Origin of the sequence: Aquella oligotrophica (genome assembly GCF_002892535.1) — a bacterium.
Lineage (GTDB): Bacteria > Pseudomonadota > Gammaproteobacteria > Burkholderiales > UBA11063 > Aquella > Aquella oligotrophica.
The window spans coordinates 1872042-1891183 of record NZ_CP024847.1 but is presented as its reverse complement, the minus strand read 5'-3'; the positions used below and the strand labels follow the sequence as shown (position 1 = coordinate 1891183).

Below are 19142 nucleotides of genomic sequence, written 5' to 3'. Positions count from 1 at the left end.
ATATTGCAAGCGATAATAAAAATAAGGATAGAAAATGTTAGTTAAAATATGTGGAATCCGTGAGCCGGAAATGGCGCGAAAAGTTGCCGCTAGTGGTGTTGATTTTATCGGTTTATTATTTACCAGTCACTCACCGAGGCAGATTGATATAGCTACAGCCAAAGAGATTACTGCCGTGGTAAAAGATTATCCAACCAAGGTGGTCGGGGTGTTTTTTGATGAAACCCCGGAGAAAATTGCTGAGATTGATAAAGAGCTTAATTTGGACGTAATTCAATTACACGGTGATTTGCCAAGAAGCGGAGTAAGTAACTTTACGCATAAACCGATTATTTATGTTGCTGATGGTAAGCCATTACCGGAATGCCTTGATGTAGCTAAAGACTTTATCCTATATGAAAAAATTGAGCCAGAAGAAACTGGGTTTAGATGGTTTTTAGCTGGTGGGCTAGATAAAGATAATGTATCTGGACTAATAGATAAATATGCGCCAACTGGGGTTGATTTATCTTCAGGCGTTGAAATTAGCCGAGGGGTAAAAGATTTTGCCAAAATCCGTGAATTTTTAGCAGTTATTCGTCCAACTTATTATGGTGCTTATGGCGGAATGTATGTTCCTGAATTATTGATTGAACCATTAAAAGATTTGATCGATGCCGTAAAAACTATTATGCATAGTCCGGAATTTCAGGCTGAGTACTTAAATTTACTTAAGAATTTCGTCGGGCGTCCAACTGCCTTAACTGAGGTTAAAAATTTTGCTAAAGCAATCGGGCTTACATCAGTACACTTAAAGCGTGAAGATTTAACTCATACTGGGGCACATAAAATCAATAATGCTCTTGGACAATGTTTACTTGCCAAAAAAATGGGTAAACCCAGAATTATTGCTGAAACTGGTGCCGGACAGCATGGAGTAGCTACCGCAACTGCCTGTGCCATGCTTGGATTGGAATGTGTGGTTTATATGGGGCAAGTTGATGTTGAACGCCAAGCGCCAAATGTGGCTAAAATGCGCTTACTTGGCGCTAAAGTAGTCGCAGTAACCGATGGTAGTGCTACGCTAAAAGATGCGGTTAATGAGGCGCTTCGTGATTGGGCGGCTAGTTATGAGACAACGCATTATTGCTTGGGGACTGCGCTTGGGCCATATCCATTTCCGCAAATTTGTGCCGAATTTCAGGCAGTAATCGGTAGGGAAGCCAAGGCTCAATATAATGAACAAGTGGGTAGTGATCCAGATATGGTAATTGCCTGTGTTGGCGGTGGCTCAAATGCTATTGGCGTATTTCAGGAGTTTATCCCCGATGAGAAGATTAAATTAGTTGGGGTTGAAGCTGGTGGTTATGGAGTTAAGGTCGGTGAAAATGCCGCCCGCTTCCAATCAGGTAAGCTTGGAGTATTACATGGTAATCGTACCTATGTTTTACAGACTGAGGATGGGCAGATTGCTGATACTCATTCGGTTTCAGCCGGGCTTGATTATGCGGCGGTTGGGCCGCAGCATGCTGATTTATATGCAACGGGTAGGGCGCATTATGATGTGGCAACTGATGATGAGGCATTAATAGCATTTCAGTTACTGACACGCACCGAAGGGATTATCCCCGCATTGGAATCATCGCATGCTTTGGCATATTTAATGAAAGTAGCCAAAGACTTACCTAAAGACTGTAAAGTATTAGTTAATTTATCTGGACGGGGAGATAAAGATTTACCCGGACTATTAGCACGGGAGTTAGTACATGTCACGAATTAATATGGCATTTGCCAATAAAGCCAAAGTTGCTTATCTGACCGCTGGTGATGGCGGTATTGCTAAAAGTGTTGAAAATTTTGTTGCCTTAGTAAAAGGTGGGGTTAATCTCCTCGAAGTTGGTATTCCATATTCAGATCCGGTTGCCGATGGTCCGGTAATTCAGGCAGCTATGGAACGTGCCTTAAAAGAACATAATACCACTGTTGATACTAGCCTTGAAATCGTAAGTAAAATTCGTAGCCAAGATAATCAAGTTGCAATAATTCTTTTTACTTATTATAATCCGATTCAGACGAATCTGGCAGAATTTATTCGTAAAGCTAAAGATGCAGGAGCTGATGGAGTATTAGTCGTAGATTTACCTTATGAAGAAGCTGGGGAATTACGTCACTGGTGTAAGGTTTATGGGATTAGCCCAATAACTGTTGTCGCGCCATCAACTACGCAAAAGCGGATAAAAACTATCTTAGCTGGACTTGATAATGGCTTTGTCTATTATGCTTGTCAGAAAGGAACAACGGGAACCCGTGATGGCTTGCCGGAAGATTTGGCTACCCATCTTGATTCGATTCGCGAAGTTACTAAATTACCAATAGCGGTTGGCTTTGGTGTTTCTAATTCGCAAATGGTAAGCGATATTCTAAAAGTGGCGGATGGCTGTGTAGTTGGCTCATATCTGGTAAAACAGATTGCTAATAACGTAACACCAGCAGAACTAACCAAAATTACACAAGGATTATATAATGTTGCTTGAATTAAAAGCCGATACCAATTATCTGGATAAACAGGCATTAATCGAACGTCTTGAAAATATGGGCTTTCGGGTTGTTGAAAGTGATGCGAATATTTTAGCAATTATTGGTGGGATTGATTCTTTGGTTGTAACTGAGGCATTTGCTGAATTACCCAATGTTGCTAAAGTTCATCCTTTAACTGCCAATTTCAAGCTTGCCAGTCGTCAGACCAAAGCCAGTGATACGATAATTACTATCAAAAATAAACAAATTGGTGGTAAAGAATTATTCATCATTGCCGGGCCGTGCTCGATTGAATCACGTGAGCAGCTTGAAGCTTGTGCCAAAGTAGCTAAAGAAAATGGTGCTCATGCCTTACGTGGTGGGGCATATAAACCACGTACATCGCCATATGAGTTTCAAGGTATGGGCGTGCCTGGGCTTGAATTGATTGCTGAAATCGGTGCTAAGTATGATCTAGTAACTGTTTCTGAAGTAATGGAGATTAGCCAGCTTGAAGTAGCTAGTAAATACCTCGATGTAATCCAGATTGGTGCACGCAATATGCAAAACTATGGCTTACTGACTGAGCTGGGTAAAATCAAAAATCCTGTGCTTTTAAAGCGTGGCTTTGCTGCAACTTATCAAGAGCTATTAATGGCAGCTGAATATATCATGCTATCGGGTAATCCGAATGTGATTCTATGTGAACGCGGTATTCGTACTTTTGAAACCTTTACCCGAAATACTTTAGATTTAAATGCGGTTCCGGCATTACAACAATTAACTCATTTGCCAATAGTAGCCGATCCAAGTCATGGTACCGGAGTTCGTTCGCTGGTATTGCCAATGGCAAGGGCTTCGGTTGCTGCAGGTGCACATGGTATATTGGTTGAAATGCATCCAAATCCAGATAAGTCAATTTCTGATGCCAAGCAGACATTAAGCTTTGAAACTTTTGCTGAACTTACCAAACAGGTTAGGAAAATCAAAGCTGCACTTGAATAACAATACTAAAATAGATTGAAGCTTTTTGGTTATTGCTTTGTACCTAGTGTGCCCCCAATTATCTTCATTCTAATTTATTTACATAATAAAATAATGGATGGTTTTAGGAGGAAGTTTGATGAGTTTTAATCTTAAGACTATCCAAAATATTTTAAATAATGCGGTAGTTTCTGGGGTGCTTGAAGAATCACAAGCAAAAAAGCTTCTTGAATTATTCATAACTGACAATGATTCTATAACTAAATTTAAATTTACCCATCTTTTATATTATCTTGGTGGATTGTTGACGATATCTGCATTAACAATATTTGTTGGCAGTAATTGGGATAATATGGAGGGAGTACCGTTACTTTTAATCAGCCTTTGCCTTTTTACTGGCAGCCTGTTTTTGACAAATCTATCTTTTCACAAAAGGCAATTCATACCCGCTGGTATAATGGCTGCAATTGCTTTAGTCAATGTGCCTTTGTTAGTCTATAATTTGCAGTTACTAATGCACCTACTACCACAAAATTTAAGTCATTATAAAGAATACCATTATCTTGTAAAAGCAGCATGGTTGCCAATGGAGTTTGCTACTTTAATTGCAGGTGCAGCTTTATACTATCGATATCAGCTAGGGTTCATTTTATTTCCAGTTTCCATTACTCTTTGGTATTTGAGTATGGATCTATTTCAGATCTTATCCGGGCTTACCACGTTTGATTTGATTGCCAGAGCATGGTTTTCTATGCTTTTTGGTGGGGTGGAGCTAATCATATTAACCTATATCGACTATAAAGCAGATGAAAAATTAGCGGCAAAATTATTCTGGTTATTTCTATTTGCATTAATAACTTTTTGGGGTGGGCTTAGTGCTATTAATGATAGTTTTAGTATTATAGGGCATACGATTTATCTTTTGATTAATCTATTTCTGTTGGTGATGGCAGTTATTTTGCAAAGAAGATTTTTTGCTATTTTAGGGGCTGTTGGTGTTTTTTGGTTTGTTGCTGACTTATCTCCAAATAGTATCTGGTTTTCAATTATTCTGGTCGCTACAGGTTTTTTTATAATGTTATTAGCATATTACTGGAGTAAAATTGAGAGTAAGTTTGTTAATCATTATAGCAACTTACTCCCAGAAAGATTACGTCCACATGATTAAGAACATATTTAGTTGCCCTTTGCTTGGATAGTATATAATTTCGGATATTAATTTAAGCAACCATTGACAATGAATTATAATAAAATAGAATTTGACCGTAAGTTAATTGAAAACTGCCAGACCAATGCTCCGCGTTATACATCTTATCCAACTGCCGATAGGTTTTCGTTTGATTTTAATCGCGAAAGCCAGCTGGAGCAGTTAAAAAAAGTCTTTACTGCTGATTTTAATGAGGCAATTTCTTTATATATACACATACCATTTTGTAATACTCTTTGCTTGTATTGCGGCTGTAACAAGATAATTACCAATAATCGGAATCAGATTACCATTTATCTGGAGTATCTGGCAAAGGAATTTGCTCTATATGGACAGCTATTGAATGGAAAAAGATTACCTGTTATCCAATTACATTTTGGTGGGGGGTCTCCATCATGGCTTGCAATAAATGAAGTTGAGACAATAATGCAACTGGTTCATCAGTATTTTGATTTGAATAATGTTTCAGAAATTGCAATGGAGCTTGATCCAAGGCATGTGACAGATGAATTTGTTGATGCCTTGTATGGTATGGGATTTAATCGGGTTTCTCTTGGGGTCCAGGATCTGGATTACAAAGTCCAGAAAGCAGTGAATCGAGTTCAACCTCTTGAGGATACTTTAAGGGTGCTTAATAAAGCCAACCAGCTTGGGTTTAAGTCAACTAGCATTGATCTTATTTATGGTTTACCGTTGCAGACGGTAACTGGCTTTGCTAAAACTATTGATACTGTTATAAAAGAAGTAAGACCAGCTCGGATTGCTTTATTTAACTATGCGCATATTCCTCAATTATTTATGTCACAAACCCGAATCAAAGAAGAAGATTTACCATCGAGTGAAGATAAACTTACAATTTTGCAGGAAAGTGTCGAAAAACTAGCAGTTGCCGGATATAAATTTATTGGTATGGATCACTTTGCCTTGCCGGATGATGAATTGGCTATCGCACTTGAAAATGGTAGCTTACAGCGAAATTTTCAGGGGTATTCTACTTTTGCAGATACGCATATGTTGTCATTTGGCGTTTCCTCAATTGGTTTTATTGGTAATAGTTACTACCAGAATGTAAAAGATCTCGATAGTTATTATCTAACTCTAGATAATGGTCAGTTGCCGATTTTACGTGGGCTATTACTAGATAATGACGATATTATCCGCCGTTATGTAATTCAGCAGATTATGTGCCAGTTTAGCGTTGAATTTGCCAATATTGAATCACAATTTGCAGTAGAATTTTCTGATTATTTTGCGAATGAGATTCCTGAATTACAAAAAATCAGTGAGTTAGGGCTAATCGAGATTGATAGCTCCAAGTTTACTGTTACTAATAAAGGTAGATTCCTGATTCGCAATGTTGCAATGATTTTTGACAAATATTTACGCCAACAGCGAGACCAGAGTCGCTATTCCAAAGTCATTTAATTAGCGTTACCACTCAGGTTATTGATAGTTAGTACCGTTAACAGTATTTGCCAGTTTATATTCTAAGGTAGATATTTATTACCTTGATATCCTCTTTTATGCTTGATAAGGCAAATTTTAGGATCTAGATTTTTTCAAAAACTAGATCCCACACTCCATGTCCGAGGTTTATTCCTCGATTTTCAAATTTGGTAAGTGGACGATACTCTGGTCTAGCAATATAATCTCCACTAGGTGAACTGTTTTTTAATAATTTTTGTCGATTTAGGATCTCCAGCATCCAGATTGCATAATCTTCCCAATCAGTAGCTAGATGTATATATCCACCTGTATGTAATTTTTGAGCTAATAATTCGACAAAATGATCTTGGATTATTCGTCGTTTATGATGGCGTTTTTTATGCCAAGGATCAGGGAAAAATATGTGAAAACCGTGAATTGAGTTATCTGGAATCATATTTTTGATTACTTCGACAGCATCATGACGAATAACGCGCAGATTTTGTACTTTATGTTCTTCTAATTGCATTAATAAGGCACCAACGCCTGGTAAGTGGACTTCTATTCCTAGGTAATCTATATCTGGATTATTCTTTGCAATCTGCCAAGTCGCATGTCCCATTCCAAAGCCAATTTCAATTACTCTTTTATTGCTTCTGCCAAAATAATTATTAAGGTCAACAGTTGTCTGTTGGTAGTTAATTCCATAAATAGGCAGATAACGTTCCAAGGCATTTTTTTGCCCTGGGGTAATTTTGCCTTGCCTTAGAACATAGCTCTTTATTTCCCGCTGAATAGTCTCATTACTCATTAAAATTCTCTATCTCATTAGTATTTCTTTTTTTGCGCCGTTTGCGTTTCTTTTTCTTATTGGTTTTTTGCTCTTCACTCTTGGGTAGTTTTTTCAATAATTCAAGACGTAATTCATTTTCCTCAGCAAGCAAGTATTTATCCCACCAATCATGTGTTTCTTTATTAATTTGATGGAAATCATTGCGTAAGTTAAACAAATGTAGTGCTTGTCTAAATCGATTATGTTTTAGGAGATGATCAATTCGTGTAATCCCTGGATATTCAAATTCAAGTTGTAATAACCAGATATCACGCATTCCTGTATAGAGATTTCGGGTTATACCGCTATTAAATATCAGATTTTTGGTTTTAGCGATTGCATCAATAAGTCCTTGACGGAAATGGGCGCCAATGACTTTCTCATGATCCCAGAAATGGTTTACTGTTTGCCATAAAAGTCCTGATAGTATATAAATTAGGGACACATCTTCGCCATCATTTATTCGGTTATCTGTTCTTTGCATGACTTCCAGTGCAAATTCATCTGGTCTTGCGTGAAACATAATCTTGTCAAATAAATTAAACACACGTCTTGGTAAACCGAGTTCATGTAATTCAACTATGATTTTAACTGAACTTCCAGACATGAGGATTTTAACCATTTCTTCAAATAGTCGTCCTTTGGGCTCATTGATAAGGAGGTGCTTTACATTACGAAAATTTATATAGGTATTTTCATCAATGGCTAGATTTAGTTTTTCAGACAATCTAATCGCTCGTAAAACCCTTACTGGATCTTCCAGATAACGTTCGTGAGGATTACCTATTATGCGTAATGTTTTGTTTTCAATATCCTTAATCCCATCATGATAGTCAATAACTACTTCGGCAATTGGATCATAGTATAGTGCGTTTATCGTAAAATCGCGGCGAAAAGCATCTTCATTAATAGTTCCATAGTTATTATCAACTAGAATCCGCCCGTGCTCACTTACAGCATGATTATGAACTTTTTTACTTCTATAGGTTGAAACTTCAATAATATGTTTGGTAAATGTCGGGTAACCATTTTTAGCACTGCGCTCAGGATCATGACGTTCAAATATTACATGTACCAGTTTAAAGCGGCGCCCGATTATTAGCGAATTTCTACTAAAGATTTTTCTGATTTTCTCGGGTTCAGCATCGGTTACAATATCATAATCCTTGGGTTTTTTTCCTAGCAGTAAATCGCGGATGCCACCACCAACAATATAGGCTGCAAAACCATTACTCTGAAGTTTTTCGATTACTGTTAACGCATCTTTATCAACCATCGTACGGTCAATATTGAGTTTGCTCGCAGTTACAGTTTTTTTAGCCATAAAAAGCCTTATGTAAAATGCTATTATATACTGCTGTTAACTGGGTTAAATCACTAACAGTAGTTGTTTCGTTAATTTGATGTGCTGTTGCATTAAGTAAACCAATTTCAATTAACTCATTGCTGACATCAATTAAAAATCTTCCATCTGATGTCCCACCATCGGTTTTTAGTTCCGGGGTAATCTTGCATACTTCTCTAATTGCTTCAGTCGCTATATCGACTAGTCCAGCAACTTTTGTCAGAAATGGTTTAGCTGAATGCTTCCAGTTAATTGTATATTGGAGCTGGTATTTATTTAGTATGCTTTCCGTTTGTTTTATCAAAGAGTCTGAGTTATGAACCGTATTATAGCGGAAATTAAAATTGGTAGTTAATTGACCAGGTATTACATTTGTTACACCTAAGCCAGCATTTAGATTGGCAAACTGAAGAGAAGTTGGCGGGAAATGTTGATTTCCTTCGTCCCATTTAATTTGAACCAATTCATTAAGTGCTGCCAATGATTTGTGAATCGGATTTATACATAAATCAGGATAGGCGATATGCCCTTGTTTACCAAAAATTGTTAATTCGCCAGTTAGTGAGCCTCTTCTACCAACTTTAATTGTATCTCCAAATACTTTGCTACTTGTTGGTTCACCAATTATACAATAATCTAGTTGAACTTTTTCTTGTTGCAGTTTTTTGACGATCTTGATAGTGCCGTCAGTAGCAGGACCTTCTTCATCAGAAGTTATGATCAGCATTATTTGATAATCTTCAGGAGCTGCTTTATTATTGAATTCAATCAGGGCTGAAAGAAAAGCAGCGATAGCCCCTTTCATATCAACTACTCCGCGCCCAATGAGCTCATCATTATGTCTTTGTAATTCAAAAGGACTACCATTAAGCCATTTATCATGACTACCACTAGGAACTACGTCAACGTGTCCAGCAAATGCCAGAATTTTTTTGCCTGTTCCTATTGTTGCTAATAGATTGGTGGTATCATTTGAATCAACTCTTTTTATATCTCCACCAATTTTTTGGATGATTTCTTCAATGTAATCAATTGTCCCAGCTTGGTTTGGTGTTACTGATGGCATCTTTATGAGTTCAGCTAGTATTGCAACTGGATCTGTTAGGAGCATATTCTCTATTTCTTGGCATTATTATTAAGTATCAGATTTTAACATAAATCTGGTGTTAGTCATTTTTTCAATAATTCGTTAGTTATGGTTTAATACAAGTATCATTTTCTTTTATTCTGAAGATGCTACTATATAACGAATGATTGATTGCTGTTATTCTTTATGTTTTTATTATTAGAAAGTTTAAAAAATAGTTGCATTTGCGAATCATTCTCATGTATAATTGTCCCTATATAAAATACAGTTATTATGGCTATTTACTATGGATAATAAATTAATATCTCTGGCAAAACTAAAGGTAGGGATGTCTGGGGTGGTGGAAAAAATTGATGAGGCATTATTGCCACATAATGTTGAACTTGAAGCAGGTGAGCTTGAGCGCCGACTGCTTGAGATTGGGATTATTGAGGGTGTGCGCATCAAGGTTATGCATTTTGGATTGATAAAAAAAGATCCAATAGCATTGCAGCTAAATGATGGTGAAATAACTGTTGCTATTCGCAGGAATGAAGCAGAGATTATTTTGGTTAACCAGTTAGAAACTAAATAAATATGAGTATAGCAGCTAATACAAACAGTGAAATAAATCTTGAAAATAGCAAACATCTGAGAATTGCACTGGTAGGTAAACCTAATTGTGGAAAAACAGCTCTTTTTAATGCCTTAACGGGTAGTCGCCAGAAAGTGGCAAATTACTCTGGCGTTACAGTGGAGAAAAAACACGGCTATTTTAAAACGCCGAATAATACCTTGGTAACGCTGGTTGATTTACCTGGAACATATAGCTTACGTTCGCGAAGCCCGGATGAAAGAGTTACCCGTGATGTAGTATTTAATCAGTTTAAAGAAGAAAATTCTATTGATCTAATAATGGCTGTTGTTGATGCAACCAATCTATCTGGTAGTTTACGGCTTGTGCTTGAGCTAAAACAAACTGGGATACCAGTGGTAATTGCTCTCAATATGATAGATCTTGCAAAATTACGTGGCTTTGAATATGATGTCGAGAAGTTATCCAGCTTATTAAATTGCCCGGTAATTCCTACCTGTGCCATAAAGAAATCCGGAGTGACTGATCTTGTTGCTGAAGTTGATAGATATAATCAACTAGAAGTTACTGCTAATAAATGGCAGGAACCTGATCGTGAAATGGTGAGAGAGTATCATAAAGAAGTTCATTCGATAATAAAAGCAATAGAAAAACGTAAGGGCATGCCATCATTGTGGTCTGCCAGACTTGATAAATTATTTCTTCATCCTGTTTTAGGGCTATTTATCCTTCTCGCAATTCTATTTTGTATGTTTCAGGCTGTATTTAGTTGGGCTACAATTCCACAAGGGTGGTTGCAGGATATGTTTGATAGCTTGCAGGCGTATGTGGCAGCACTCAACCCTAATAGTTTTCTTGTCAGCTTGATTGCTAATGGAATTGTTGCGGGTGTTGGGTCGGTGATAGTTTTTCTACCGCAAATACTTACAATTTCCTTATTTATAATTTTACTTGAAGATACGGGCTATATGGCGCGTGCTGCGTTTCTTATGGACAAGTTGATGGGTGGAGTAGGGCTACATGGGCGTGCTTTTATCCCTCTTCTTTCTAGTTTTGCCTGTGCCATTCCTGGTATTATGGCAACGAGAACAATCGAGAATCGTAAGGATAGGTTAGTAACTATTCTTATTGCGCCACTGATGACATGTTCAGCCAGACTTCCCGTATATACCTTGCTGATCAGTGCTTTTATTCCAGTTAAAACAGTCTGGGGTTTTGCTAATTTACAGGGCTTGGTGATGTTTGCCCTTTTTGCCGCAGGTATTATTTTTGGACTGATAATGGCATTTATCTTCAAGACGTTTTTCTTTAAGGGAGATCGTCAGCCATTGATTCTTGAGTTGCCAAGCTATAAGGCACCAAATTTGTATAATGTTATTCTGGAGTTAATCAAGCCAGCTAAATCTTTTCTTCGTCGGGCAGGTACAATAATTTTGTCCGTAATGATTGTTATCTGGTTTTTATCTTCATTTCCTTTACCACCAGAGCATGCGACAGGTCCGGCAATCGATTATAGTGTTGCTGGTATTGTTGGTAAATTTTTAGAGCCATTATTTAGACCAATCGGATTTAACTGGCAAATTGTTGTTGCTCTGATTCCGGGTATGGCTGCGCGTGAAGTTGCTGTGTCTGTGCTTGCGACTATTTTTGCTTTAAGTGGTGCCAATGATGATGCAATTCGTGAAAGTTTGACTGTTGTATTACAACATGCATGGACGTTACCAACAGCGTTATCGCTTATTACTTGGTATGTATTTGCTCCGCAATGTATTTCAACTCTGGCAGTTGCTAAGCGTGAGACTAACTCATGGCAATGGCCAACAATCATGTTTATTTACCAGATGATGCTTGCTTATTTAATGTCATTGGTAGTATTTAATTTGGCACAACACTTTATACATTAGAATTTGGAGGAAGATATGGGTAATTTAATTGATTTTTGTAGCATGGGAATAATAGTTGCTCTTGCATCAGTTTTTCTTTATAAGACTTTTAGAAAATCATCAGGCGGTTGTTCTAGTAATGGTTGCTCTAGTTGTAGTAGCGGTTGTAACGAAAATAAAGTTCGCCAGTTTAAAAGTATTCCAATAAAGAGAATAGGCTAAGATTTACAACTCCTCACACATTGCACGGGCTTGCTGCATGACCTGTTCAACAGCAAGCCTACTTTTATCCGGCGGATAGCCATATTTTGCCAATAATCTACGAACTACTTGCCGCATTTTAGCTTGAACACTTTCACGAATCCACCAATCTACACTCATCTCATTCTTGATTGCTCGGGTTAGCTCCTTAGCTATCTGTCGTAATGTATCATCACCAAGCACTTCTGAAGCAGATTGATTATCAGCTAATGCATCATAGAAAGCTATTTCATCATCGGTTAAACCAGTTTCACTACCTTTATTAATTCCCTCATTTATTTGTTTAGCTAGTTCAATTAACTCAAGAATAACCTGAGTGGTTTCAATAGTACGATTTTGGTATTTTTTTATTGAGGATTCTAGCTTTTCGGAGAATCGTTTTGATTGAATCAGGTTTTTTCGGGCAATATTTTTTACTTTTCCAGCTAGTAATTTATTCAGAAGCTCAACTGCCAGATTTTTATGCGGCATACGGCGGACTTCTTCAAGAAATTCATCAGAAAGAATTGCTATATTTTGCTTATCTAGTCCGACAGCACCAAGAATATCAACGACTTCATTTGAAACCAGTGATTTGGAAATTAGCTGGTTGATTTGTGCATCAAGTTGTGCACCAGTCTTTTTCTTATCAGCTTCAGGAATCATTTTGATTATACCGGCTTTGACCGCTTTATGAAAACCAACCTCCAAGTTATGTTTAGCCGCAATATCAGTTGTCGCACATAAAGAAAATGCTTTAGCCAATTCAGTGACCAACTTTAGATAATCCTTCTTACGTTCATCACGTAAGCTAATAACATAATCCACCGTTGCAACGATAGATTGCATTCTTACTGTGGCTTTATCTGATCTAAATCCATTATAATCACATCCATGCAAGAGTTCATGAATTAAATCCAGTTTTTCAATTAATAAATCACTGGCGACACTAGTATCAATTCCGGCTGTGTTGCGATCGTTTTCAGTATAATTACTTAATGCTTGCTTTAAATTTTCAGCGATTCCAATATAATCAACTACTAAGCCACCTTGTTTGTCCTTAAATACCCGATTAACCCGAGCAATAGCCTGCATCAGGTTATGACCGCTCATTGGCTTATCAACGTAGATTGTATTCATGCTGGGTACATCAAAACCTGTCAACCACATGTCACGGACTATAACTATTTTAAGCTCATCATCATTATTTTTCATGCGGTTTGCAATAGTGTCACGAGTTTGTTTGGTACCAATATACTTTTGCCAACTTGGATCATCTGCTGAACTACCCGTCATAACAACTTTTATAGCGCCCTTATTAAGATCATCGCTATGCCAATCAGGGCGTAATCTGATAATCTCATTATATAGGGCAATAGCAATACGGCGCGACATTGCAACAATCATTGCCTTACCGGGGATTGATTCCTGTGAAGCTTGACGCTCTTCCCAATGCTCAACTAAATCACGAGCAACAAGTTTAATCCTGCTTTCAGCTCCAACGATTGCTTCTAAGCGCGACCATTTAGATTTTAATTGTTCTCTTTGACTTTGTTCCTGATATTCAGTTATTTCATCGTATTCTTCATCAAGTAATTCTTTTACCTTGTCAGGCAGCTCTAATTTAGCAATCCGACTTTCATAATAAATTCTGACAGTAGTTCCATCCTCAACGGCTCTGGTCATATCATAGATATCAATGTAATCACCAAATACTGCCTGAGTATTTTTATCGCTTAATTCTATTGGTGTACCAGTAAATCCGATATATGAAGCATTAGGCAGGCTGTCACGCATATATTTAGCATAACCATATTTAACTGCTGCTGGATTTTTTCCATTAGTTATTTCAGCACTGAAGCCATACTGACTGCGGTGTGCTTCATCTACAATCACGATAACATTATGCCGATTAGTCAAAATAGGCATAGTATCGTTATCCTCTGTGGGGCTAAATTTATGAATGGTGGTAAAAATTACTCCCCCTGATTCACGATTTAATAAGCACCTTAATTCAGCACGATTACTTGCCTGCTCTGGAGATTGCCGCAAAATATCTTTGGATTTAACAAAAGTAGCATAGAGTTGATCATCTAAATCATTACGATCAGTAATTACTACAATGGTAGGGTTTTTTAATTCCCGGCTGGCAATTAATTTACCTGCATAAAAAGCCATGGATAAACTTTTACCTGATCCTTGAGTATGCCAAATTACTCCAGCTCGCTGGTCTCCACCAATACTTGCAGCACTGATTGTTGATTTGAGGGCTTTATTTACTGCATGGAATTGATGATAGCCTGCCAGAATCTTATAGGTGTTATCACCATCAGATTGAAATAAAATGAAATTTTTGATTAAGTCTAAAAATATCTCTTTAGTAAAAATTCCACGTAATAATACCTCTAACTGTGGAATAGATAATGGAGCAACTTCGATACCATCAATAGTTCGCCACAACATAAACCGTTCATAACTGGCGGTCAATGCACCAATTCGTGCATTTATGCCATCACTAATAATTAGCGCGCAGTTATAGTGAAATAAAGATGGAATAGTTTCCTTGTAAGTTTGCAGCTGGTTATATGCCTCACTGATTCCTACCGATTCATTAGAAGAGCTTTTTAGTTCGATAACGACTAAGGGTAAGCCATTAACAAAAATAATAATATCTGGACGCTTCTCATTTTTGCCTTCAATTACGGTAAATTGATTTACTGCCAACCAGTCATTATTTTGTGGGTTATTAAAATCAAATAGAGCTGCTTTATCATAGCGAATAGTACCAGAGTCTTCACGAATAGCAACATCAATGCCATCAGTGATTAGTTTGTGAAAAGCTTGATTATTAACTATCAAACTTGGTGAAACTGGTGTCGTAATCTGACGGATTGCATCATCGATACTATCAGCTGGTAAATGTGGATTCAATGTAACCAATGTAGCACGCAGCCTATCAAGCAAAACAATATCGCTATACGATTTTCGTTCTGGATATGTGCCTTCTGGGGCTAAATCACTACCATTTGCCGTGTTAACCCCCAGCTCTTCCAGCCATTCTAGGGTAGCTTGTTCTAAATCTGTTTCAGTAAATATTGTCATCAAATACTCTTTATACTTTATAGGAAATTTCTAAAAACTTTTGTTAATATGTTATTATCATTCTTGCTATCATATTGAAAATTTGCAGTTTTTCTCGACACGTAATTATTTTATCTTTGGTTAGCACCTGCCATTGTCCTCAAAATAATATTGGGATTTAATTCGCATTTATAGCTATTAAAGCCACTCTCAAAAGCATTTAAATCATAACTATTGCTATCTATATAATTCTTTTGCTTTTGATAACCGCTTACGTAATTATTATATGCTCTATCACAAAATGGATGATCTTTTTCTCCCAATAGACAATCTCCAAAATATGAATTATAATCACTATATAATTCATTGTTTTGCTTAAGTTTATTTTGGTTTGCAGCATCAAATCGACCAAATGAAAGCGCAAGAACTGATTCAATTTTGACTGAATCAAACTCCAGTTGTGATATCTCATTATTGATATTTTTACAATTTGCTGAAGCAGTATAATAACCGGCATTAAAACTTTGTTGATGAGATACGATTTGGGTTGTACTGCATGCCAATAAAAATAAACTTATACATAGTGAAATAGTTACAGCTTTCATTCCGTTCTCCCTATTTATTATTTACCAATAAGTCTTGCACCTTTATTTTCCATTTTTTCATCAGTCAATAGATTAATGTGAAATCTTGAGAATAGCACTTTAAAAAATGAGGTTAGGTCTTTATTAGACATAATTTGAACTTTAGCATCTAAAATCTTTAGATCTAATTCAAACTCTTCTAATATTTTTTGAAATTTTTTAATGTTTATTTTATTAAATTTCTCAATATTATCTGAAAATATAACAATATTTTTAAGATTTAACTTACCTATTGATCCAACATTCCTTGTTCCACAAAGTATATCAAAATCTTTTGTACCCTGATCAAATTTATAATCAAAGTCTATTAATCTATATTTTTTTAACACAGCTACATCTTCATCAACAGCGTCTCTAAAAAATTTACTAAATCCAATAAAGATATTGGTTACTTTTTCAAGTTTTTTAAAATAGACTCTTTTTGTTTTTAATTCAAAAACAAAATCATATACATCTGCAAAGGATAATATTTTTTGTCCTTTGCTACTTAAAGTAAAATCAGCATCTCTATCAACCTTACCAGTTTTAGTTTCACTTTTTAAAGAGATTACCTCTGAGATGAATGATTTTCTAATAATATTTCTTTTTGTTATTTTCTGAAAAAATATATATTTTTCAGTGTGTAATCTCACATAGTTGATATTATCTATTTGTAATTCTCTAACCTGCGTGTATGAATTTACGGACTTACTAAAATCAAATAGCTTGAGTAAACTTTCTTCATTAGTTAAATCTATATAGTATATTTCAGACTCTTCATCATTAATAAACTCATGAGGGGTAAACTCTTTGTGTATGTACTGGTTATCATTGCCAACTTCATGTTTTCCAAATTTAAGATCTTCAATAAACTGTTCGTCTTTTGTGATTAAAAAATCATTTGGATAAATGTTTGCTATTAAGAATTTACGCATCAAACAGTGCCTATAAATATGTTATTATGAAGAAGTAGTAGCTTTAGATTTTTAACTTTTCGTAAATCATTTCTTTTTAATAAAACTGTCATTGTATAATTATCCGAATTTGTTACATTATAATAATGCCAACCATTTAATAAATGAAAAATATTAAAACCAACCGTTTTTGTCCTAGATAAAAATATAAATAGCAGACCAAGAATAACGTAAAATAATGTATCAGGATAACCGTCTTTTGGAACAATCCCTATACCAATAATAAAGTATGAAATATATGTCCCGATGTAATTTAAATCAGCTATTTGCAATTGTGATACAGTTTCAAAACTCTCTTTTTCCAATTCTTTTTGGTAAAATGAAAGATATAAGAAATCTAAAAACCACAAAATTACAGTTATAAATATCCAAAATGTTATATTATATAATGTTGGATTTTTGGCTACATAATAAATCAGTATATAAAAATAAAGTGACATACCAACATCAAAAATTGGGATTAATTTTTTCAAGATTTTCATAAAATTAATTCGCCTGATATTAACTTTGGTAAAAGTGTATCACGTGTGTTCTGTAAATTTAATATTTCCAGATGGTTGTGATATATTTTTTCATCAATTTTACTGACTACATCCTCAAAATTTCTAACTACGTTCTGGGCTGCTATTACAACACTCAAACCATGTAATTGGTCTTTATTTATTGCTCCAAAAACGGTACCTGTTCCATTATAGATATTAAATTGTTGTTGTAAGAATTGCAGTTTATAATAACAATAAGATTTGTTTTCAGCATTTATAGCTGCCAATCCACGACCAATACAACAATCTTGTAATGCTATATTTATGTCACCAACTGGAGCTCTAACACTCAACAAAATATCAAATTTTTTAGCAATACGCTTTGGTTCCGTTGTAAACAATCGAATGCTTGGAAATCTAGTTCCAAAATCTGTACGACCTTGAAAAAAAATCATACCTTCTTTACTCTCATTATAAGATGAACCTACAGGAGATTGTCCCATTGTTATATTAAATTCTTCACCAAGTTTGCCGACTGACCAAGAGGCGGGAATAAGTCCGAGTTCGGAATCAGTCATAGCACCGCCTGAATCGCGGTAGGGATTGCCGTTTTCATCAGGAAAGTTGAAGTCGATGAACCATTCTTTGAAGATAGCTTGCGCCATTTCTTCCAGCTTTTTATTAATCTGTTGGTTTCGCTCTATTTTGTCATCAAGGCTAGATAATATCGCGGCAATCTCTTTTTGCTTATCCAATGGAGGCAGCTCGATGATCGTATTTTCTATTAATGGCTTAGTTAAAAATTTAGTTGCGCTCCCTTGAGATGTTCCAACAAAATCAGAAATAATATTCTTTAATTTATAATAAATAAAATCAATGCTTGAATATTCCAAAGCTGTTATTACATATGTTCTTTGATAAGCATTAAATTTTCCATTATACCTATTCACGTGAAATGTACCATTTGCATTATTTCCAGCTAGTAGAACAGCGTCACAATCAAAAGCAAATTTGTTTATTTTATATGGTTGAGGGGCACATGTGAAAAATGGATAAATTCCGTGTTCTTCTGCTTTATTTGCGTTGAGTTTACCTGTTGTCATTTGTATAACATCACCCAACTTTTTCACTACCCAGCCAGCAGGCAATGTCCTTGTCTTTTCCTGTATCACCGTATAACCCTGTTCTATTATCGCTCGAAATTCATCAGATATAGCAAACCAATCAATCACATCAACCCGAAAACTTAACTCCGATTCTTCAAATGCTTCTTCCAAATCATAAATTAGCTGTTTATCAAGCTTGGCATCAGCAACTATTGCCAGATCAAGATCCGAGTATGGTTTTGCAGTCCATTTATGCCGCGAACCAAATACTCGAACTTCGGCATGTGGTACGTACTTTTTTAAAATTGCTGTTACGATTTCCTGATCAGCAGGGGTAATATCAATCATTTCTTTCTTCTAAATTCATAAGTAACTGTTTAGCATCATGCACAAAATCCATGGCTAGCTGATAAACATCCTCAGCTGTTAGGGCATCATAAGTATGTGATGTCTCGTTACGTCCTTTATGGTATTTCATCCATTTATCAACATCGGATACTAATAATGATTCAGCCGCTAAGCGAAAAAGCTCACGCCGACTAACCCCATCAACATAACTATTGCCGATATTTTGTTCCAGCCAGCGCTTGATAAACTTCCAAGATAATTCATAAGTTACTTCAAAATTCTGTATAACCCCAGCTTTTAATCCTTCTTGTAGCGTTGCATCCAAGCCTTGAGTTAAAACTACATTATTGGTTGCAATAATCAACTTTTCAAGGTTGTCCAGCGACTTTTTTAAGCTAGTTAAATCTAACATTTCTTCTCTTTTATTAAATAATTTATAACTCCCTCGAATTCGG

17 protein-coding genes and 1 pseudogene are annotated in these 19142 nt (G+C 36.0%); 9 read left to right on the top strand and 9 right to left on the bottom strand.

Features of this window, described 5'->3' with window-relative positions; translation table 11 throughout:
- Positions 1-34: 34 nt before the first annotated feature.
- The 6 genes and pseudogenes from CUN60_RS13455 to hemN all read left to right on the top strand — a co-directional run.
- Positions 35-307 (top strand): annotated as a pseudogene (locus tag CUN60_RS13455) (phosphoribosylanthranilate isomerase); the annotation flags it as partial.
- Positions 290-1759, top strand: coding sequence for a tryptophan synthase subunit beta (gene trpB / locus CUN60_RS08690; RefSeq protein ID WP_425266154.1), 1470 nt, complete (start codon positions 290-292; stop codon positions 1757-1759). The pseudogene CUN60_RS13455 and the gene trpB, both read left to right, overlap by 18 nt.
- A complete protein-coding gene (trpA, locus tag CUN60_RS08685; protein ID WP_102951661.1) occupies positions 1746-2513 on the top strand; it encodes a tryptophan synthase subunit alpha in 768 nt (255 codons plus the stop codon). The genes trpB and trpA overlap by 14 nt, the downstream gene beginning before the upstream one ends.
- Entirely contained in the window at positions 2503-3501 is a 999-nt protein-coding gene (aroF, locus tag CUN60_RS08680; RefSeq protein ID WP_102951660.1) for a 3-deoxy-7-phosphoheptulonate synthase, read from the top strand. The genes trpA and aroF overlap by 11 nt, the downstream gene beginning before the upstream one ends.
- Positions 3502-3619: 118 nt before the next feature.
- Entirely contained in the window at positions 3620-4648 is a 1029-nt protein-coding gene (locus CUN60_RS08675; RefSeq protein ID WP_158649363.1) for a DUF2157 domain-containing protein, read from the top strand.
- A 69-nt stretch (positions 4649-4717) separates the two neighbouring features.
- The gene (gene hemN, locus CUN60_RS08670; protein WP_102951658.1) at positions 4718-6112 is read left to right on the top strand and encodes an oxygen-independent coproporphyrinogen III oxidase; all 1395 of its coding nucleotides are present in this window, start codon (positions 4718-4720) and stop codon (positions 6110-6112) included.
- A 124-nt stretch (positions 6113-6236) separates the two neighbouring features.
- Here the strand turns inward: hemN and trmB are convergent, their stop codons facing one another.
- Genes trmB through dapE form a run of 3 tightly spaced genes read right to left on the bottom strand, consistent with a single transcriptional unit; the run spans position 6237 to position 9400 of the window.
- Positions 6237-6923 (bottom strand): tRNA (guanosine(46)-N7)-methyltransferase TrmB, encoded by a 687-nt coding sequence (gene trmB / locus CUN60_RS08665; protein ID WP_102951657.1) that lies wholly within the window; start codon positions 6921-6923, stop codon positions 6237-6239.
- The gene (gene pcnB / locus CUN60_RS08660) at positions 6916-8268 is read right to left on the bottom strand and encodes a polynucleotide adenylyltransferase PcnB (RefSeq protein WP_102951656.1); all 1353 of its coding nucleotides are present in this window, start codon (positions 8266-8268) and stop codon (positions 6916-6918) included. The genes trmB and pcnB overlap by 8 nt, the downstream gene beginning before the upstream one ends.
- Positions 8261-9400 carry a succinyl-diaminopimelate desuccinylase gene (dapE, locus tag CUN60_RS08655; protein WP_102951655.1) on the bottom strand — a complete coding sequence of 380 codons (1140 nt, stop codon included), beginning with the start codon at positions 9398-9400 and terminating at the stop codon, positions 8261-8263. The genes pcnB and dapE overlap by 8 nt, the downstream gene beginning before the upstream one ends.
- Before the next feature lie 262 nt (positions 9401-9662).
- On the opposite strand from dapE, the gene CUN60_RS08650 reads away from it, so the two are divergent.
- Genes CUN60_RS08650 through CUN60_RS08640 form a run of 3 tightly spaced genes read left to right on the top strand, consistent with a single transcriptional unit; the run spans position 9663 to position 12055 of the window.
- Positions 9663-9950, top strand: coding sequence for a FeoA family protein (locus CUN60_RS08650; RefSeq protein WP_102951654.1), 288 nt, complete (start codon positions 9663-9665; stop codon positions 9948-9950).
- Between the two features lie 2 nt (positions 9951-9952).
- Positions 9953-11854, top strand: coding sequence for a ferrous iron transporter B (feoB, locus tag CUN60_RS08645; RefSeq protein WP_102951653.1), 1902 nt, complete (start codon positions 9953-9955; stop codon positions 11852-11854).
- A 15-nt stretch (positions 11855-11869) separates the two neighbouring features.
- Positions 11870-12055 (top strand): hypothetical protein, encoded by a 186-nt coding sequence (locus tag CUN60_RS08640; RefSeq protein ID WP_102951652.1) that lies wholly within the window; start codon positions 11870-11872, stop codon positions 12053-12055.
- Between the two features lie 3 nt (positions 12056-12058).
- On the opposite strand, the gene CUN60_RS08635 is transcribed toward CUN60_RS08640, so the two are convergent.
- The 6 genes from CUN60_RS08635 to CUN60_RS08610 form a co-directional block, all read right to left on the bottom strand.
- Entirely contained in the window at positions 12059-15175 is a 3117-nt protein-coding gene (locus tag CUN60_RS08635) for a type I restriction endonuclease subunit R (RefSeq protein ID WP_102951651.1), read from the bottom strand.
- Positions 15176-15285: 110 nt separating this feature from the next.
- Positions 15286-15759 carry a hypothetical protein gene (locus CUN60_RS08630; RefSeq protein ID WP_102951650.1) on the bottom strand — a complete coding sequence of 158 codons (474 nt, stop codon included), beginning with the start codon at positions 15757-15759 and terminating at the stop codon, positions 15286-15288.
- Between the two features lie 17 nt (positions 15760-15776).
- On the bottom strand, positions 15777-16712 hold the full coding sequence (locus tag CUN60_RS08625; RefSeq protein ID WP_102951649.1) for a hypothetical protein: 936 nt from the start codon (positions 16710-16712) through the stop codon (positions 15777-15779).
- Positions 16712-17233, bottom strand: coding sequence for a hypothetical protein (locus CUN60_RS08620; protein WP_102951648.1), 522 nt, complete (start codon positions 17231-17233; stop codon positions 16712-16714). Before CUN60_RS08620 ends, CUN60_RS08625 begins: the two co-directional genes overlap by 1 nt.
- On the bottom strand, positions 17230-18687 hold the full coding sequence (locus CUN60_RS08615; RefSeq protein ID WP_102951647.1) for a restriction endonuclease subunit S: 1458 nt from the start codon (positions 18685-18687) through the stop codon (positions 17230-17232). Before CUN60_RS08615 ends, CUN60_RS08620 begins: the two co-directional genes overlap by 4 nt.
- Positions 18680-19099, bottom strand: a complete 420-nt coding sequence (locus tag CUN60_RS08610; protein WP_102951646.1) for an HI0074 family nucleotidyltransferase substrate-binding subunit — start codon at positions 19097-19099, stop codon at positions 18680-18682. The genes CUN60_RS08615 and CUN60_RS08610 overlap by 8 nt, the downstream gene beginning before the upstream one ends.
- Between the last annotated feature and the right edge of the window lie 43 nt (positions 19100-19142).

Excerpts from the sequence above, each read along its gene's own strand:
- CUN60_RS08610 (WP_102951646.1), bottom strand. The coding sequence starts at position 19,099 with ATGTTAGATTTAACTAGCTTAAAAAAGTCGCTGGACAACCTTGAAAAG.
- CUN60_RS08620 (WP_102951648.1), bottom strand. The coding sequence starts at position 17,233 with ATGAAAATCTTGAAAAAATTAATCCCAATTTTTGATGTTGGTATGTCA.
- CUN60_RS08615 (WP_102951647.1), bottom strand. The coding sequence starts at position 18,687 with ATGATTGATATTACCCCTGCTGATCAGGAAATCGTAACAGCAATTTTA.
- CUN60_RS08675 (WP_158649363.1), top strand. The coding sequence starts at position 3,620 with ATGAGTTTTAATCTTAAGACTATCCAAAATATTTTAAATAATGCGGTA.
- CUN60_RS08650 (WP_102951654.1), top strand. The coding sequence starts at position 9,663 with ATGGATAATAAATTAATATCTCTGGCAAAACTAAAGGTAGGGATGTCT.
- feoB (WP_102951653.1), top strand. The coding sequence starts at position 9,953 with ATGAGTATAGCAGCTAATACAAACAGTGAAATAAATCTTGAAAATAGC.
- CUN60_RS08630 (WP_102951650.1), bottom strand. The coding sequence starts at position 15,759 with ATGAAAGCTGTAACTATTTCACTATGTATAAGTTTATTTTTATTGGCA.
- CUN60_RS08635 (WP_102951651.1), bottom strand. The coding sequence starts at position 15,175 with ATGACAATATTTACTGAAACAGATTTAGAACAAGCTACCCTAGAATGG.
- dapE (WP_102951655.1), bottom strand. The coding sequence starts at position 9,400 with ATGCTCCTAACAGATCCAGTTGCAATACTAGCTGAACTCATAAAGATG.
- trmB (WP_102951657.1), bottom strand. The coding sequence starts at position 6,923 with ATGAGTAATGAGACTATTCAGCGGGAAATAAAGAGCTATGTTCTAAGG.
- CUN60_RS08625 (WP_102951649.1), bottom strand. The coding sequence starts at position 16,712 with ATGCGTAAATTCTTAATAGCAAACATTTATCCAAATGATTTTTTAATC.
- pcnB (WP_102951656.1), bottom strand. The coding sequence starts at position 8,268 with ATGGCTAAAAAAACTGTAACTGCGAGCAAACTCAATATTGACCGTACG.
- CUN60_RS08640 (WP_102951652.1), top strand. The coding sequence starts at position 11,870 with ATGGGTAATTTAATTGATTTTTGTAGCATGGGAATAATAGTTGCTCTT.
- hemN (WP_102951658.1), top strand. The coding sequence starts at position 4,718 with ATGAATTATAATAAAATAGAATTTGACCGTAAGTTAATTGAAAACTGC.
- aroF (WP_102951660.1), top strand. The coding sequence starts at position 2,503 with ATGTTGCTTGAATTAAAAGCCGATACCAATTATCTGGATAAACAGGCA.
- trpA (WP_102951661.1), top strand. The coding sequence starts at position 1,746 with ATGTCACGAATTAATATGGCATTTGCCAATAAAGCCAAAGTTGCTTAT.